Origin of the sequence: Halobellus limi (genome assembly GCF_004799685.1) — an archaeon.
Lineage (GTDB): Archaea > Halobacteriota > Halobacteria > Halobacteriales > Haloferacaceae > Haloquadratum > Haloquadratum limi.
This window is the reverse complement of record NZ_CP031311.1, coordinates 2905389-2922409: the sequence shown is the minus strand read 5'-3', so window position 1 is coordinate 2922409 and position 17021 is coordinate 2905389. Positions and strand designations below refer to the sequence as shown.

Below are 17021 nucleotides of genomic sequence, written 5' to 3'. Positions count from 1 at the left end.
GAACGGCGGGCGAACGGGCAGTATATTACCGTCGAGTGTCTGTCGCCTGTAATGCCCTCCCGCCGGACGGTCCGTGGACTCTTCGCCGCACTCGTTCTCCTCTCGGCCGCTACGCTCGTCGGCGGATACGTCCAGGCCGAACGGACGAACGACCAGGTGACCGGCGATCCGGGCGTCGAACAGGCGTTCCGATCGGGGGATCGGTCGCCCGTCGTCGCGCCCAGATCGAACGTCACGGTCGTCGCGACCGACTCGAACGCGTTCGTGACCGACGAGAACGACGCCCCTCGCGCGCAGGCCGAACTCGTCGCCTTCGCTCCCGACGGATCGATACACTACTACGAGAACCGACACACGCGCTACTGGGACGTCGATCCCATCTCCGGGACCGACGCCACCGTCGAGTTCGTCTACGCCGACCACCTCGACGCCTCCGAGTGCGGCGGCGACTCCGTCTGCACGCGAAACGGCGTCGAGCGGGTCAACCTCACGACCGGCGAGCGGACGGACGTCTTCAGCCGGATCACGCCCGGCAAGCACTCCACGCGGTGGCACGACGTCGACCGCGTCGACGACGAGCGCCTGCTCGTGGCCGACATCGCCCGCGACCGCGTCTTCGTCGCGAACACGACGACCGGACTCACCGAGTGGGAGTGGGACGCCCAGTCGGACTTCGACGTCGCGAGCGGCGGTCCGTTCCCCGACGACTGGACGCATCTCAACGACGTCGAGCACGTCGAGATCGACGGTCGGGACGCGGTGATGGTGAGTCTCCGCAACCACGATCAGGTCGCGTTCGTCGACTTCGAGCGCGGACTGCTGGAGAACTGGACCCTCGGATCCGACGGCGACCACGACACGCTGTACGAACAGCACAACCCGGACTACATCCCGCCCGAGCACGGCGGCCCCGCGGTGCTCGTCGCCGACTCGGAGAACAGCCGGATCGTCGAGTACCAGCGCGCGAACGGGTCGTGGGAGCGCTCTTGGACCTGGAGCGATCGCCGGATGCAGTGGGCCCGCGACGCCGACCGACTGCCGAACGGGCACACGCTCGTGACCGACTCCAACGGCGACCGCGTCTTCGAGATCGACACCGACGGTGAGATCGTCTGGTCTGCGACGGTCGGCTTCCCCTACGAGTCCGAACGGCTCGGGACGGGCGACGAGAGCGCGGGCGGCGAGAGCGCCGCGCCGCTCGGTCTGTCGTCGCGGTCGCCGGACCTCGATGACGCTTCCGTGTCGGATCGGCTCGTCGCGGCGCTCCCCCCGAAGGTCGTCAACGGGATCTCGTATCTGTTGCCGCGGTGGGTCGGCGCGCTCGAAGGACTGGCGGCGCTCGTGCTGCTCCTCTCGCTCCCGTCGTGGGGGCTCGTCGAGTACCGTCGCTCCGCCCGCACGATCGAACTCGGATCGCCGATTCGCTTCGGACGAAAATGACCCGCGGGACGACCACGTCGCGGTCGGTTCGACGGCTCCGTTCCCTGTTCGAACGATTTCGGGCCGCCGTCGAGAACGCGGGAGCGACCGTTCCGTTCGACGCTCGGGACGGTCCCTGGCTCGGCCTCGCGTTGCTGCCCGGCGTCGTCGCCGTCGCGGTCTACCTGGCGACGAACGCCTATCCCGCCTACGGCGCGGGGTTGTACGCGAAGATATCGGCCGAGATCGTCGCCCACGGGTACTCGCTCCCCGCCCGAATCCCGGGGTACACCGCCGACGGGGTCCCGTTCGCCTACCCGCCGCTGCAGTTCTACCTCTACGCCGCGCTCGTCGACCTCGGCGGAGACCCGGTCGCCATCTCCCGGTTCCTGCCCAGCGTCGGGTTCCTCGCCGCGCTAGTGCCGATCTACCTGCTCGGACGCGACGTCGCGGGCTCCCGACCGGCGGGGGCCGCGGCGGTCGGGCTGGTGGCGCTGAACCCGCAGATACTGGAGTGGCACCTCTCCGCGGGCGGCGTCGTCCGCGCGTTCGCGTTCTGCTACGCGACGGTCGCGGTCTACGCCGGGTACCGGACGTTCGCGCGGGACGAGGCGACCCGCGCCGCGTCGCTGCGACCCCGACGCGGTGCGATCGGAGTCGGCGCGTTCGCGTTCGGCCTGACGGTGCTCACGCACCCGGTGTACTCGCTGTTCGTCGTCGTGAGCTACGTCCTCTTCTGGCTCCTCTGTGACCGGTCGCTGCCAGGATTCGCCGCGGGGCTGGCGGTCGGACTCGGCGGGGCGCTGCTCGCATCGCCGTGGTTAGCGTGGGTGCTCACGACCCACGGGGTCGGCGTCTTCACCGCGGCGTCGGGGACCCACGGTGGGGTCGGCGGGGGAGCCGATGCGCTCGCGGGGGCGATCTCCCCGGGAATCGCCGTCGCGCTCGTGCCCGCGGTCTATCTGGCGATCCGCCGCGAGTACCTCCTCCCGGTCTGGCTCGTCGTCGCGGAACTGGTGTTCAAACAGCCCCGGTTCGCCTACACGGTGGCCGCCGTGCTCGTCCCCGCGGTCGCCGTGACGCTCCTGCGCGCCCGGGACGCCGATTCCGACTCACTCCATCGCCGGAACTTGGGCTTCTCCGACATAAACGACGACGGCGATGCCGACGCGACCGGCGTCGGTGTGGATCGCCGTGCCGCGGCGGCCGCGGCCGTGATCCTCCTCGGGACGCTCGTCGGCGGCGCGTACTTCGCCTACGAGACGACGCTCGTGACCGACCCGTCGACGCCGGAGTTCCTGGACGGCGACGACGTTGAGGCGATGGCGTGGATCGCGACCGAGACCGATCCCGACGCCCGGTTCGTCGTCCTCGGCGACGCCGCCGAGTGGCTCCCGGCGCTGACGGACCGAACGCTGCTCGTCGGCTACTGGGGGGTCGAGTGGGAGGGTTCAGCGGCGTTCGATCGCCAGGACGCGGCGTACGAGTCCGTTTCGAGGTGTCAGAGCGTCGCGTGCGTCGAGGGCGTCGCGACCGGCGTCGGCGACGACCGGCCGACGCACGTCTTCGTGCCGAAGGGGCAGTACACGATCCGCGGGGAGAACGCCGCGCAGTTCGGGACGATCGAGCGGTCCTTCGAGCGGTCCGAGCGCTGGGAGCGCGCCTACGAGAACGACGGCGTCGTGATCTACCGCGCGACCGACGTCGGGACGGGCTGAGCCGCTCGCGACTTCCGCACCCCGTTCTCGACGGTTCTCGTACTGTCGGACAACTACGGGAGCACTCTTGGCATCCCGGGGCGCCGAAACGCGTCACGGAGTTTCGCCCGACAGTATCAGACGAGTCCGAAGAGCGTCGCCGCGAGGACCACCAGCCACAGGGCCACCCCAGAACCGGCGAGCGTGCGATCACCCTCGGCGACGCCGAGCGTGAACAGTCCGAAGACCCCGACGAGCGCGAACCGGTGCAACACGAGCCGGATCGAGACGACTCGCACGCCCACGCTGCCCCAATCGAGGACAAAGGCGGCCCCGAGCCCGGCGGCCGCGAGGAGCGCCATCCGCGTCCCCGGTCTGTTGCGGGCCAGCAGCGCGCTGGCGACGAACGGCCCGGCGATCAGTGTCGGGTAGAGCACGGCGGCGAATACCTTCGGGTTCGTCGCCGGGAACAGCCCCTCGGCGGCGATGCCGACCGAACGGACGCCGAGGACGAGCCCGACGACCGCGATCGGGAGGGCGAGGTCCCGGAGGTCACGCCGGCGCAGTGGTGCCGCGGCGACGGCGAACGCGGCCGCGGTGGGGAGGAGGCCGACGGCTCCCAGCGCCGTGGCTCTCGCGGACGCGTCGGTCGTAGAGGACGGCACCAGCGTCCAGTTCGCCGACGTGATCCGTATCACCGACATCCAGCCGTCGCTGCCGCCGCCGCTGTGGCCGTGGTATACGCGATTGACGTCCGTGACGAAGGGCTCGTCGCGGAGGTCGCGCTCGACGGTCCGCCCGCCCCTCTTGATGCCCGTGACGGTGTGGCGAAGCCGGAACCAGTCCCAGTACTCGGTGTGCGCCTGCAGTGCGGTCCAGTCGTCGGACGGGCCGGGATACGCCCGGATGTGCGTTCGGCTGCCGAGATACGTCCCGGTCGCGAGCTGGTACTCGGACTCGACCCACCGCCCGGAGCTGAGGTTCTCGGCCACGTAGGTGTAGCGCGACGACCCGCGCGCGGACCGCCACGGCGAGAGGTCGATCGACTCGTTGAGCCGGGCGAGCGAGTCCGACTCGGTGACCGGTTCGGTGGTCGGGTCGGGAGTGTCAGGTTCGGTGGTCGGGTCGGCGGTGTCGGGTCCGGTGGTCTCGGGCTCGTTTGATCCTCCGAGGGACGCGGACTGGTTGAGGGCCTCGATCGCCACCGAACCGTTGGCCTCGTGGTCCTCGTCGGCCTCCGTCCACTCCAGTTCCGAACGGTCCGTCAGGATGGTGCGGACGTCCTCGGGCGTGCCGATGATCACGACGTTCAGCGCGAGGGTGCGGCCCTCGACCGAGCGACTTCGACTCGTGTACGGCCAGACGTAACTCTCGGCCTCCGACGGACGGAGCAACTGCTCCGCCGGAGGTGCCTCCCCGTCCGCCCCACCGCCGGGGTCGACGAACGCGCTGCCCAGCGCACCGGCGACGACGAGCACGACGAGTGCGAGTGCCCAGCGATACCGCACGGTCTCTCATCGCCCGTGAGAGTAATTAGCGTGTCGCTCTCCCGGGTGGTGCAGCGTCCCCGGTATCGCGGACGCAGAGCCGGTCAACGACCGACACACCGTCGAACTGGCGAACAGTCGGCACGCCGTCGGACGACCGATCAGCCCCTCGATTCGCTGCCGGTCGCCCACTCCCCGGATCGCCGTGCCGAACGACCGCGTCCGACCCGGGGGCGAATCTCACGTCACGGGGACGCTGGCCGCCCGATCGTACATAAACGCTCGCCGGTCGTGGTCCGCGGCTTTTTTGAGCGCTCCGCGGCCCTCCTCGGGCCGCTCGGCCCGCGCGGGGTGAACCGGCCGTCTCGGAAGTGAGGATTTTTGCCGTCGGGCGTCGCAGGTGCGGGTATGACCGACCGCCGACCGCTGTCCGTCGACCTCGTGCTCGCCCCGGTCGACGCGAGCGACGAGTCGACCGACGCGGTAGCGTACGCCGCCGCGATCGCTTCCAAGTACGACGCGAGGGTCCACGTCGTCCACGTCCTGGGCGAGGAGGTCGTCCGCGAGATCGAGGAGGGGGTCGTCGACGACGCGCAGGTCGCCGCGGACGGCGAAGCGATCATGGAGGCGGCCGAGCGGATCGCCGCGGAACACGAGGTCCCGCTGTCGACGTCCGTCGCGTACGGGTTCTCGACGAAGATGAAGCTCAGACACCCCGGGAGCGTCGTCCTCGACACCGCCGAGGAACTCGACGCCGACTTCCTCGTCGTCCCCCGCGAGCCGGTCTCGGGCGACCCCGGCGAGGTGCTCGCGAAGGCCGCAGAGTACGTGCTGCTGTACGCGAGCCAGCCGGTGCTGTCCGTTTGAGGTCACTTCGCGGTTGCGGGGCGTCTCGCCCCCGACCGCCTATCCGCCCTCGTCGCTGCCGTCCGTCAGGCGGATCGCCATCTCCATCTCGAAGCTCTCGGAGTCGCAGATCTCGAAGCCGATCTTCTTGTAGAGCCCCACGGCCGGCTGGTTCCACCGCTCGACCGTGAGCCACACCTTCTCGACGCCCGACTCGACCCCGTGGCCGAGCAGCGCCTCCATCAGATGCGTTCCGATCCCGGCCTCCTGATACTCCTGCAGCACGAAGATCGCCAGTTCGTGGGCGTCGTCGTCGGGGACGAGCGTGGCGTGTCCCGCGGCGGTGTCGCCGTCCCACGCGACGACGTTCAGACAGGCGTCACAAAAGACGTTGTCGAGCCACTCTCGGATGCGGCGCTCGTCGCTCGGGGGGATCCCCTGCGCGCGGTCGGCCGGGTCGAACTCGTCGTACATCGCCGCGAGCGCCTCGTACTCCCGCTCACTGCCGTCGTGTGCCCGGATCTCGATCTCGCGCCCCTCTCGGTCCTCGAACCGCCGCGGCGGGCCCTCGAACGGCCCGGCGACCTCGTCGGGGAACCGTCGATCTCGGCTCATCGGATGAGTGAGACGCTGACGTGTGAGTTCAGCAGGACGAACTCCGCGGTGCTGCCGAGTTGGATCTTCCCCATCGGGCTGGTCGTCCCGCCGCTGAGTGCGATCCGGTCGAAGCCCTCCGACTCGGCGACGTCGACGAGTTTGCTTCCCGGATCGCCCTCGACGAACCGGATATCGGCCTCGACACCGCCGGCGTCGAGCGCGTCTCTGACGTCGGCTTCGACGTCGTCGACAGTACGGTCGGTGCCGCCCTCTTCGAGGATCGCGACCGTCAGGTCGTCGCCCGCCTCGCTCGCCCGTTCGATCGTCCGTTCCAGCGCTCGGAGGGAGTCGTCAGAGCCGCCGACGCCAAAGAGGATTCTCATATGCCACGATGTCATCGCCGGAGTAGAAAAATCGTCGGGTGGGGTGTGTGCGGCGGGTCCGGCTTCGCGGACCGACCGGCGGACGCGGGATCGCCGCCGGTCCGACGCGGACCCACCGACGACCCCCGACAGAACGCTTTTTGCCGTCGGCGCGACACCCGGCAGTATGGACGACGACGCTTCGGCGTCGACGCCCGACGCGTCACGGAGTGACGTCGACGCGTCGGGACCGGCACCGGAAGGCGACGAGACGTTGGACGGAGACGAGAAGTCGGACAGAGACGACGGATCCGGTGTGGAGAGGGACGACCCACGGGCGGACGGGGCGAACGGTGCGGCGTCGAGTGCCGAATCGGAGCCGGCGTCCGGCGGCGACGCGCCGACCGGGAGCGACGGCACGTCGAGTGCGGGAGACCCGTCGAGCACCGCCGGCTCCGGGACGCCGTCCGAATCCGACGACGGCGGAGCCGAAACGCCGGAAGACGTCCGGAAGTACGCCCGGTTCAAGAAGGTCGACGGCGCGCAGTACGACCGCGTCAACGACTTCCTCCGGGACCGGACGTACATCACCGCGCGCGAGTGGGCCATCGCCCGACTGTGTGCGGACTTCCGGACGGAGACGGGCGTCGAGATGACCAAGATCGGCGAGAACCTCCCCGAACTCGTGCCGTTCATGACCGACACGTACACGCCGCAGGCCGTCAACCAGGCGCGCTCGTCGTTCGAGGACAAGATCCGGAAGTCCGGCGCGACGTTCCTCTACGGCGCGATGTCGGGCTTCTTCACCGCCGAGGAACTCGACGAACTGATGTACGAGGTGACAGAGATCGCGAAGTTCCTCCTGGAGGTCGAGGGCGTCGACCTCTCCGTCGAGGAGGAGATGGAGGCCGAAGAGCGGATCTCCAGCGTGATGCGGGAGGTCCGAGAGGCGAGCGCGGACCTCCGCGCGGAGGAACTGGCCGACGAGGACGGGATCGGTCCGGACGCCGATCCCGACGACGATCGATAAGAACTGTCAGACCGGCTGCTCTCTCCGCCGAGATCCGGTCGGGTCCCGACACCACAAGGGTTATTCCCGCATAGATAAACTATTAATTATGAAGATTAACGAACTGTTCGACTTTCTCGACGACGAACTCGAGTATCCGATCGACCACGACGAGATGGTCGAACGAATCGGAGAGGTCGAAGTCGGGACGCCCGCTGATCAAAAGAGCAACACGGTTTCGACGATCGTCAGCGCCGTCGGTCAAGAGACGTACGGCTCGGCCGACGAGTTGTACAAGACCATCATCGGCAACGTGAGCGACGAGTACATCGGTCGCAAGTTCTACGACGACAGGGGAGCAATCCCGCCGAGGGCGAGTCGGGCCCCACGGACGACGCCAACGTCTCCTTTTGATGCCTCCCGTGCTCGTCGCCGAGTCGCTCTCCTCGATCGACCGGATTCGGCAGGCCATCCGAGCGGTGGCGACGTGGAAGCACCCAACTGTCTCGAACGCGACGGACTAGCTATGGACGTCACCGTGTACGGGCCGCTCAGGAGCGCGACCGGCGGCAAACGCGTCAGCGTCGACTTCGAGGGCGGGACCGTTCGAGACGCCGTCGACGCGGTCGTCGCCGCGTACCCGCGCGCCGAGGGACACCTGTTCGGCGACGACGGGCGGCTCGCCTCCAGCGTCCGCCTCGCGGTCGACGGAACCGCCGCCGAGCCCGACGATCCGTGTCCGGCCGACGCGTCGCTCAGTATCCACCCCGCGATGCGAGGCGGCTGATCCCCGGCCGTCGCCGACTGGACCTCGGCCGCGCTGCCTTCTCAGAGCCAGTTCTGGCCCTCTCAGAGTCCGTACTGTCTTCTCAGAGTCCGTACTGTTCGCGCACCAGGTGCGCCAGCCCGCGGTCGTCGAGGACGTCCATCGGCGCGAGCATCGTGAGCTGAACGACGCCGGGGAGCCGACCGATCTCGACGCCGCCGGTGAACGTACACCGGGTGCGGACCTCGCCCTCGCTCATCCCGAGGAGGTCGCCGGCGCGGTCGAAGGCGTTGTCGGTGGCGTCGTTGACGGTCGCGCCCGACCCGATCACCTGGATCGGTCCCATATCCGTCTCGACGTCGACGCCGTACTCCGCGCCGAGTTCGCGGCCGCGCGCCTTGTCTTCCTCCGTGTACGGCTTGCTGATGTGTGAGAGGTCCTCCTCGTTGGGAAGGAGGAGCGGGCCTCCGATGTCGAGGCCTTTGATGACCTCGACCTCGAACTCGGTGTGGCCGCTGACGTCCGTCGTGTGCAGTGCGAGTTCGCCGTCGCCCTGGTTGGCGTGCATATCGCCGACGTAGACGCCGCCGCCGTCGACCTTCACCGGACAGATCAGGATCGCACCCTCCCGGACCGCGTTGATGTCTATGTGGCCGTCGGTGCGGGCGTCGAGTTCGTCCTCGCTGTCGAGTCCCCAGTCGTGCTCGGCGCCGATGAGGAACTGCCCGAAGTCGCCGGCGTTGTGCGAGTCCGGGAGTTCGATCGGCGGCGTCGTCCCGATGTTCCCGACGAACGGCCGGAGGTGCCCGAGCGTCCCGGGCATCTCCGAGGGTTCGTACAGGAGAATCGGGTGCTGCCGCGAGTTCTCCGGGAGCGCGCTCGCCTCCTCAGCGCGCTCGGCGAGGTCGTGAGCCGCCTCCTCGTCGACCGTGATCCCGACCTCGTAGTCGTCGTCGAACACGGTCGTGATGCCGTACTCGAAGGCGAACGACGAGGCGTTCGCGCCGCACTCCGCACACCGGATCGACTCCTCGCCGGTGCCCTCGACGACGCTCTCGGGCCACTCGGCACCGCACTCGGGGCACTTGTGATCGACGAAGGGGTCGTCGCCGAAGGCCCCCTCGCGTTCGTCCATCGATCCGGTGCTCGTCGCGACGCTCGTCACCTCGACGTCGCGGATCTTGATCGCGATGGCGTCGCCGACCTCCGCGCCCTCGACGGCGATCGGCTTCGTTACCTCGTGGCCGCCGCGGAACTTCGGCGTGATCATCGGTCCCCAGCACGCGGGCGGGGTGTGGGTGCGGACGGTGCCGCCGTCGGCGACGGTGCCGGCCCACTCCTGGTCCGGACCGACCAGCCCGAGCGTGTACTCGTCGACGTGGAGTTCGGAGACGACTTGCTGTGACATTGTGTATTATCTTTCGTTCGGGATTGGTTAAGCGTTAGCGTGCGTCCGCGCGGCCGGCTCCGAATCTCCGCTGGATCGAGCGCCCCGATCGACGGCGTCAAACCGCCGGCTCCGCTACCCTCCGTCGATGGACATCCGGTTTCTGGGCGGCGCTCGCGAGGTCGGACGCAGCGCGGTCCTCGTCAACGACTCGCTGCTCCTCGACTTCGGGATGCTCGCTGGCACGCCGCCGCAGTTCCCCGTCGACACGCCGGACCCGGACGCGGTCGTGGTGAGCCACGGCCACCTCGATCACGCCGGGGCGGTGCCCGCGCTGCTCTCCGGTTCCGACCGGCCGCCGATCCACTGGACGCCGCCGACGCGGGAACTCGCGCTCACGCTCGCCCGCGACACGCTGAAACTCCACGGGGGATCGTACAACTGTCCCTTCACCGAGAACGACGTGAAGCGCGTCACCGAGGTGTCGCAGACGCACGGTTACGGGGAGACGTTCGAGGCGGCAGGCCACGAAGTGACTCTTTACAACGCCGGCCACATCCCCGGGAGCGCGCACGTGCTCGTCAGCGAGGGAGGAAGTCCCTCGGGAGATCGGACGCGGCCCGGCGACGACGGCGGCGGCACTCGGCGGGAATCCGGCGACGACGGTGGTACACGCTTGCTCTACACGGGCGACTTCCACACCGACGATCAGCGGCTCGTCGCGGGGACGACCGCCCGCCCCGACGCCGACGTCGTCGTCTGCGAGAGCACCTACTCCGACGTCGAACACGACCCCCGAGCGGCGGTCGAACGGCGGTTCGTCGAGAGCGTCGAGACGACGCTCTGGGAGGGCGGGACGGTCGTCGTCCCCGCCTTCGCCATCGGGCGCACCCAGGAGCTGCTGCTCGTCTGCGAGGAGTACGACATCCCGTGTTACGTCGACGGGATGGGCAAGGGGGTGACGGAGATGCTGCGGCGACACCCCGAGTTCGTCCGCGACGCCGCCGCGCTTCGACGGGCGAAGTCGCACGCGCGGTTCGTCACCGGCCGCGACGGGCAACGCAAGCGCATCGCCGATCAGAACGCCGCGATCGTCACGACGAGCGGGATGCTCTCGGGCGGTCCGGCGATGACCTACGTCCCCGAGATCCGATCGAACCCGGTGAACAAGATCACGATGACCGGCTATCAGGTCGAGGGGACTCCCGGGAGAGACCTCCTCGAGACGGGGAGCGCCGAGATCGACGGTCGGGTGATGCCCATCAGTGCTCGAGTCGAGCAGTACGATTTCTCCGCGCACGCGGATCGGTCGGGCCTCCGGGAGTTCCTCGCCGACTACGACGACGCCACGGTGCTGGTGAACCACGGCGACCGCTGTGCGTCGTTCGCCGAGGAACTCGCGGCCGACGGGTTCACCGCGAGGGCGCCGGCGGTCGGCGAGACCGTCGTGGTGTGACGTCTGGCCGTCTCCCCGCGCTCGGTCGCTATTCCTCGGTCGGGACCGCCCGCACCTCGAACTCGCGGTACCCGCCGTAGGCCGTCTCCAGCGCGCCCAGCCACCAGTTCCAGCGGTCGGCCACGCTCGACTCCTCGGGGGCGTCCCGCAGGTTGCGGACGACTTCCTCGACCGTGAGAGGCTCGCCTCGGTCGTCCGCGACGATGCCGGCGTCGGCGAGGTCGCGGGCCTGCCGAGCGACGACGCGGTACTCCGCGGGGTCGCCCTCGAACGCCGCTTCGAGCGCTTCGGCCAGTTCGTCGGCGGTGAAACCCGCCGTCTCCAGGGAGACGTCGCCGCCGGCGTTGCTGTTCCCCGTCATACCCGTGGGTTCGTTCCCGAGAGAAAAGAATCCGCCGGTGCTGTCCGTCCGTCTCGCCCGACCCGTCGGTGTATTCTCCGCACCGCGGCGCGCTCCCATCGCTTGCTGGGCTCTCTCCCATCGCTTGCTAGGTTCACTCCCACCGCTTGCTGGCTCACTCCCACCACTCGCTGCGTCGCTCCTCGTAGGAGGCGTCGCGGAACGGCGAGGGCTTCTCGGCGTCGTCCTCGGCGCCGAAGCCGTGCGCCAGCCAGTAGCCGACGTGCCACGCGACCGCGTCGGTGTCGAGGCCGACGAGCGAGATTTCGAGTCGCGAGTACGTCTCGATCTCCCCGTCGCCGTCGGGGTCCGGTCCGGCGGTCGCCCCGCAGGAGGCGGCGCCCTCACCGCACGGTGACGTCTCGACCGAGCGAACGACGACGTCGGCCTCCTCGGGATCGTCGACGCGCGTGAACGAGAGGTTCGTCGGCATTCCCTCGGGGCCGTCCTCGTAGTACGCCAGCGCGTGCTCGACCTGCTGGCGTGCCCCCTCGGGATCCGACGCGTTCGCGACGTCGACGTAGACGCTGAAGTTCGCATCCTCCCAGGGGAACGCCCGCTCGGTCGCGTTCGGCTGCGGCTCGCTGTACAGCACCGAGCGACTCGCCATCACGTCCGCCGGCGCGTCCTCGTGGGTGAGCCCCAGCGTGTGCCCGAGTTCGTGTTCGGTCACCAGGACGGTCGACTCGTCGGAGAAGCCAGTCTTGACGGACACCGTCTCCGGGCGGTCGATCTGCCGACGGTCCTCGATCAGGGGGGCACAGCCCGCGGCGTCGGACGAGCCGTCACACTCGGGGACCTCGTCGACGAACTCGACGATCAGGTCCGGGTCCGTCGCGTCCGGTCGGACCTCGTAGTCGACGGGGAAGCCCGCGTAGTGCTCGGCGCGGCGCTCCCAGTACGCCGCCGCTTCCTCGACGAGTGGCGTCCACTCCCGTCCCGTGTTCGCGGCGTCGCTGACGGCGACGACGATCGGTTCGGTCCCCCAGGGGTTCGTCGCGTCGGGAACGGCCGTGGGCGTCGGCGTCTGCCGGTCGGGCGTCCCCGACTCGGTCGGGGTGCGCGTCTCCGTGACGTGGGCTCGCGTCGTCTGCGACCCTTCCGCGACCGCCGTCGGCGATCCGCCCCCCGCGGCTGTCGCCTCTCGCCCGTCTTCCGGCGTCGTCGGCGGGTAGTCGATCACCGGCCCCACACAGCCCGAGAGCGCGAGCAGCAGCGCCAGCGAGGCGACGGCGAGTCGACGCGACCGGCTCGACATAGCCGCCCGAAGGACGCTGACGGACAAGAAGGTTCGGCAAATCGGCGGAGACTCATCTCTCCGCTGTCATTTGATCTCGGCCGCAGCTACGGCCGAAGACGAAGCTATAGCCGAAGCCGCCGCTCGGGAGTCGAAAGCGGCTGAGAGGAGTAAGCCCCCTTCTGTTCGTCTCGGCATTCGGCTGAGCGGCCGCGCCCTGTCCGGACTACCTTGGCGGCGCGGACTTGCACCGGTGAGGATTCGCCGTTCCACCCGTTCTCGACCGTCGGCGCACGGACGCGGTGCGTCCGTCCGCGTCGGGATGGCTGCCGCCACCCCGCGGCTCGCGGCTGACGCCGCTCGCGCTCCGCGGTCGCGACGTGACTGCGCCGTTCACGGCTGATGCCGCTCACTTTTCGCGATCACGAAGCGACCGCGCTACCCTCGACGGGTTAACTCCCTCCCCTTACGGGTCGGTTCGCGCGCCCGCGGGTCGCCCCGCGAGCGCCGGCGGCGGGGAGTCCGCCGCTCGCGTCTCATCGGTCGGGTCGAGGGGTCTCGTCTCTGTTCCAGAGCCAGCCGTCTCCGACTCCGGGCTTGCGCCCGGTCACCCGTCCGGACGGTGGGGGGACTTTCCTCGTCAGTCCGGAGCGGACCGACGGGAGCCGAGCTCTCTCTGCCGTTCGATCCGAAGCGGTAGAGTCCAATAAGGCGTTCGGTCGTTCGGTTCACCGGCGGAGCACGGACCGACGCGCCCGCCGACGTGCGCGTCGGCGAACCGGCCGCACAGTATCATTATAAACCGTACCGGACCGCACGAACGCACTGCTGCGGCCGTATACGGCGCAGATAGAAGGGAAGCGTTCAAGTCGGGTGAGCGCCTGTACGGACATATGTCCGAGGCGCAGACCGTTCGTCTCACCTACGATGATGGGGCGAGGGCGGTCGAGTTAGCGCGTGAGTCGGTCGAATCGTACGTTTTGCACGGTCAACGCGAACAGCCGGGAAGTATGCGCGATGCCTTCTACGCGCGAACCGGCGCGTTCGTCCGGATCCGATCGACGCGCGGACGCGGGCGCCTCCGCGGCTGTGCGGGCGCCTACCGCGGCAGCGACCAACTGGGACACGCCATCGTCGACGCGGCGATCCAGGCGGCCTCGGAGAACTCCTGTGGCTCGGAGATCGAACAGCCCGAACTCTCGAATCTCACCATCTCGGTCTGCGTCGTCTGCGACTACGTACAGACCGACAGCCCGCTCGACGACCTCGAACTGGGCACACACGGCGTCGTGATCGACAACGGCGACGACCACGGCTGGCTCTATCCGACCATCCCGGTCGAGAACGGCTGGAACGAACAGCAGTTTCTCACACACGCCTGCCGGAAGGCCGGGCTCTCCCCGCTCGCGTGGCAGGACGACGACACGACCGTCACGCTGTTCGACGGTCAGGTGTTCCGCGAGCGCGCCGACGGCGGTAGCGTCGAAGAACTGTAGCCACCGGCCCGATCGATCCGATCCGCGTTCGCACCGACTCGTTACCCGCTGGTCTCGCCGACGCCGTACTCACACAGCTCTGCGTCCCGAGCGGCCCGCTCGGCGGCCGCGTCGATCCCGAGATCGACGTCGTCGACGATCTTTCCGCCGCGGACGAGCGGTCGCATCAGGGCCTCACTGTCCTCCGGCCCCGCGCGGTCCCGCAGCCCGACGTGGTGGCCGCCGTCGGGCGTCCGGTAGACGGACTTCGCGCCGGTGAGCTTGCCGCGCTTGGCCGCCGGTTCGCCGCCGACCTCCACGATGTCGAGCGCGAAGTCGACGGGGTCGGCGTTGGAGACGTAGCCTCCGACGCCGAATCCGTCGGCGACGTCCCGGAGTTCGCGTAGCTCCGCGGGACCGAGTCCGCCGGAGGCGAAGACGCCGACGCCCTCGTGTCCGTGCGCGTCGAGGGTCCATCGGACCTCTCTGAGTATGTGTCGGAAGTCCCCCCGGCGGGAGCCGGTCGTGTCGAGTCTGACGCTGTCGAGTCGGTCGCCGAGCGCCTCCGCGGCGCGGAGGGCCTCGTCGGTCTCGTCGGAGTAGGTGTCACACAGCGCCACCCGGGGAACGTCCTCGTCGACCGCCTCGTCGAAGGCCTGCCAGGCCTGCTCCTGGTTCCCGCGGCCGAAACAGATCAGGAGGGCGTGCGGCATCGTCCCGCCCGCCTCCCGGCCGATGACCTCGCCGGCGGCGACGTGCGAGAAACCGTCGAGCCCGGCGACGAGCGCGCTCCGCTCGACCATCGCCGCGATCGACGGGTGGACGTGCCGCGCCCCGAAGGAGAGCACCGTCGATTCGGGCGCCGCTCGCCGCACGTCGAGGGCGGCGGTCGCGACGCCCGAGGCGTGCGAGAGAAAGCCCAGAAGCGACGTTTCCAACCGGGCGAACGACAGGTAGTCGCCCTCGATCCGCATCACGGGGCCGCCGTCGAACAACCGTCCCGGCGGGATCGCGTCGACGTCGACGTCACGGCCCTCCAGGAGCGCCGCGGCGTCCTTCACGCCGGCCAGCAGTTCGTAGTCGCCGTCGGGGAACTGATCGGCGGTCACCTCGGCGACGACGCGGGGGTTCCGGCCCGCGTGGCGGAGCGTCGTCTCCGTCCGATCGAAGTACGCGTCGGTCGCCGACCCCTCGGCGATGGCGTCGGGACCGACGATGTCGAACTCCATACGCGGCGTTCGCGGCGCGCGCTGAAAAATTCACTCGTTCGCCGCGGCGCTCCGAAGGGGATTCCTCTTCAATCTCGGCGCCGGTGCGCGGACACGGGACGCTCCCGACCGACTCGGAACGTCCGATCGCCTCTGGCCGCTGCCCGTCTCAGGACCGCCGCGGCCGGATGTCGCCGAGGTCGTCGACGGTCGGCCCGTTCACGATCGTCACCCGCGTTCCCGAACGGGTGACGCGGAACGCGTCTTCGAACTGGCCGTCGGGAACCACGTAGGTGTTTTCGGCGCGCGGTTCCGCCTCGTGCGCGTCGAGAATCGCCCGGTAGGCCCGCTGGAACTCCCTGGCGTCTTCCTCGGTGTCCCACTCGGTCACCCAGACGTACCCGTACTCGGTCCCGTCCGCCGTCTGCTTCTGGTGGGGATAGAGTCGGTCGTTGCCCCATCCCGCGGAGGGCTCGGACTCGTAGTTGTACGTGTCGTACCGACTTTGGACGTCTCCGATCTCCCGCGGGTCGACCGTGTCGGCACCGGCGTTCCGGGCCTGATACCAGAACATCACGTACATCGACGCCTCGCCGACGGTGTCGGAACCGTCCTCCCCCTGTTCGGGGAACGTCTCCCAGCCGTTTCGCGCCCGGTCGCGGTAGTCGATGGGAACCGGTTCCTCGTCGGTCCGGTGGATGATCTGTTCCGACGACGTCGGCGGGTTCTCGAACCGCTCGTCGACGCCGTCCCACCCCTCGTCGCTGACGAGGTCGTGGACGTAGACCGGCCCGTCGGAGTAGGGCTGGAAGATCGTCAGGAAGATTCCAAGGTTCGGCGTGCCGCCGCCTCCGCCGCCTCCGCCGCCGCTCGACGGCGTGGCGACGCACTCCCAGGACTCACCGCAGCGGTCGGCGTACCGCTGTTCGACGTACTTCGCGTCGCCCTCGACGAGGCCGTCCGTCGCGAGCTGTTCGTCCTGGGTGTCGCCGCCGTACTTCGGCTTCGTCAGATCGTAGCGCTGGTCCTGGAGGGCGTGGACGAGTTCGTGGACGAGGGTCGCGTTGTTGATCGTCGGCGACTCGGGCGTGTCGGTGATGATCTTGATCTCGTCGTCGGAGGGGGAGTAAAAGCCGGCGACGGCGGAGCTTCTGGTCTCGCCGATGGCCTCGCCGCTGCTCTCGCTCTCGCCGGTCACGAACAGCGCCTCCCACACCTGGTCGTTCCAGCGCTCGTACTCGCTCGGTTCGCCGTCGCCCGACCCCGACCCGCCGGACGACCGGTTCCGGTACTCCTCGCGGGAGATCACGTTCACCGGCACGCGCGAGTCGAACTCCTCGCCGCGGACGTACTCGACCCTGGCCATCGCCCGCCCGACGTAGGCGTCTAACTCCTTCTCGGAGAGGCCGTCGGACTGGTCGACGTCGATCGATTCGTTGTACCAGTAGCCGCCCTCCCACCCGAGGACGTCGCGCTCGGGGTCGTCGAAGTCGGCGTTCGGCGTCGCGACGGCGTCGCCGCCCGCCGCGGGCGGGACCGAGGAACCGGAGTCGAGCACCGGTGCGCTACACCCGGCCAGGACGAGCAACAGGGCGACCGCCGGGACGGTCAGGCCGCGTTTCCGCGTCATTGCCGGGAGGAGGGACCACGCGGGGAAGTACCTTTCCGCGTCGCA

Annotated in this window: 15 protein-coding genes and 1 other RNA gene; 7 read left to right on the top strand and 9 right to left on the bottom strand. The window is 69.3% G+C overall.

All coding sequences use genetic code 11. From position 1 onward, the window contains the following. The first annotated feature begins 51 nt into the window (after window positions 1-51). Both DV707_RS14465 and DV707_RS14460 read left to right on the top strand, forming a co-directional pair. A complete protein-coding gene (locus DV707_RS14465) occupies window positions 52-1440 on the top strand; it encodes an arylsulfotransferase family protein (protein WP_103993075.1) in 1389 nt (462 codons plus the stop codon). After that, on the top strand, window positions 1437-3137 hold the full coding sequence (locus tag DV707_RS14460; protein WP_235010859.1) for a hypothetical protein: 1701 nt from the start codon (window positions 1437-1439) through the stop codon (window positions 3135-3137). Before DV707_RS14465 ends, DV707_RS14460 begins: the two co-directional genes overlap by 4 nt. Window positions 3138-3253: 116 nt before the next feature. Here the strand turns inward: DV707_RS14460 and DV707_RS14455 are convergent, their stop codons facing one another. Next, window positions 3254-4624 carry a hypothetical protein gene (locus DV707_RS14455; protein WP_103993076.1) on the bottom strand — a complete coding sequence of 457 codons (1371 nt, stop codon included), beginning with the start codon at window positions 4622-4624 and terminating at the stop codon, window positions 3254-3256. Window positions 4625-5011: 387 nt separating this feature from the next. On the opposite strand from DV707_RS14455, the gene DV707_RS14450 reads away from it, so the two are divergent. Further along, window positions 5012-5470, top strand: a complete 459-nt coding sequence (locus DV707_RS14450) for a universal stress protein (protein WP_103993077.1) — start codon at window positions 5012-5014, stop codon at window positions 5468-5470. Window positions 5471-5509: 39 nt separating this feature from the next. On the opposite strand, the gene DV707_RS14445 is transcribed toward DV707_RS14450, so the two are convergent. Together DV707_RS14445 and DV707_RS14440 are read right to left on the bottom strand one after the other, a co-directional pair. Then, entirely contained in the window at window positions 5510-6064 is a 555-nt protein-coding gene (locus DV707_RS14445; RefSeq protein WP_103993078.1) for a GNAT family N-acetyltransferase, read from the bottom strand. Next, the gene (locus tag DV707_RS14440) at window positions 6061-6429 is read right to left on the bottom strand and encodes a universal stress protein (protein ID WP_103993079.1); all 369 of its coding nucleotides are present in this window, start codon (window positions 6427-6429) and stop codon (window positions 6061-6063) included. The genes DV707_RS14445 and DV707_RS14440 overlap by 4 nt, the downstream gene beginning before the upstream one ends. A 166-nt stretch (window positions 6430-6595) precedes the next feature. Between DV707_RS14440 and DV707_RS14435 the strand changes: the two genes are divergently transcribed. Together DV707_RS14435 and DV707_RS18820 are read left to right on the top strand one after the other, a co-directional pair. After that, window positions 6596-7438: a DUF5806 family protein gene (locus DV707_RS14435; RefSeq protein ID WP_235010860.1), complete on the top strand. Its 843-nt coding sequence runs from the start codon at window positions 6596-6598 to the stop codon at window positions 7436-7438. 88 nt (window positions 7439-7526) lie between these two features. Continuing rightward, the gene (locus tag DV707_RS18820) at window positions 7527-8204 is read left to right on the top strand and encodes a MoaD/ThiS family protein (protein ID WP_205742817.1); all 678 of its coding nucleotides are present in this window, start codon (window positions 7527-7529) and stop codon (window positions 8202-8204) included. Window positions 8205-8286: 82 nt separating this feature from the next. On the opposite strand, the gene DV707_RS14420 is transcribed toward DV707_RS18820, so the two are convergent. Then, window positions 8287-9591: an acetamidase/formamidase family protein gene (locus DV707_RS14420; protein ID WP_103993083.1), complete on the bottom strand. Its 1305-nt coding sequence runs from the start codon at window positions 9589-9591 to the stop codon at window positions 8287-8289. A 127-nt stretch (window positions 9592-9718) separates the two neighbouring features. Between DV707_RS14420 and DV707_RS14415 the strand changes: the two genes are divergently transcribed. Then, the gene (locus DV707_RS14415) at window positions 9719-11026 is read left to right on the top strand and encodes an MBL fold metallo-hydrolase (protein ID WP_103993084.1); all 1308 of its coding nucleotides are present in this window, start codon (window positions 9719-9721) and stop codon (window positions 11024-11026) included. Window positions 11027-11054: 28 nt separating this feature from the next. Here the strand turns inward: DV707_RS14415 and DV707_RS14410 are convergent, their stop codons facing one another. The 3 genes from DV707_RS14410 to rnpB form a co-directional block, all read right to left on the bottom strand. Further along, window positions 11055-11387: a hypothetical protein gene (locus DV707_RS14410; RefSeq protein WP_235010861.1), complete on the bottom strand. Its 333-nt coding sequence runs from the start codon at window positions 11385-11387 to the stop codon at window positions 11055-11057. Between the two features lie 154 nt (window positions 11388-11541). Further along, entirely contained in the window at window positions 11542-12684 is a 1143-nt protein-coding gene (locus DV707_RS14405; protein WP_103993085.1) for a matrixin family metalloprotease, read from the bottom strand. 138 nt (window positions 12685-12822) lie between these two features. Beyond that, an RNA gene (rnpB, locus tag DV707_RS14400) (RNase P RNA component) lies at window positions 12823-13344 on the bottom strand. 212 nt (window positions 13345-13556) lie between these two features. Between rnpB and DV707_RS14395 the strand changes: the two genes are divergently transcribed. Then, window positions 13557-14159, top strand: a complete 603-nt coding sequence (locus DV707_RS14395; RefSeq protein ID WP_103993086.1) for a TIGR00296 family protein — start codon at window positions 13557-13559, stop codon at window positions 14157-14159. A gap of 41 nt (window positions 14160-14200) precedes the next feature. On the opposite strand, the gene DV707_RS14390 is transcribed toward DV707_RS14395, so the two are convergent. Together DV707_RS14390 and DV707_RS14385 are read right to left on the bottom strand one after the other, a co-directional pair. After that, window positions 14201-15367: a nicotinate phosphoribosyltransferase gene (locus DV707_RS14390; RefSeq protein WP_103993087.1), complete on the bottom strand. Its 1167-nt coding sequence runs from the start codon at window positions 15365-15367 to the stop codon at window positions 14201-14203. A gap of 148 nt (window positions 15368-15515) precedes the next feature. Then, entirely contained in the window at window positions 15516-16976 is a 1461-nt protein-coding gene (locus DV707_RS14385; protein WP_103993088.1) for an Hvo_1808 family surface protein, read from the bottom strand. Between the last annotated feature and the right edge of the window lie 45 nt (window positions 16977-17021).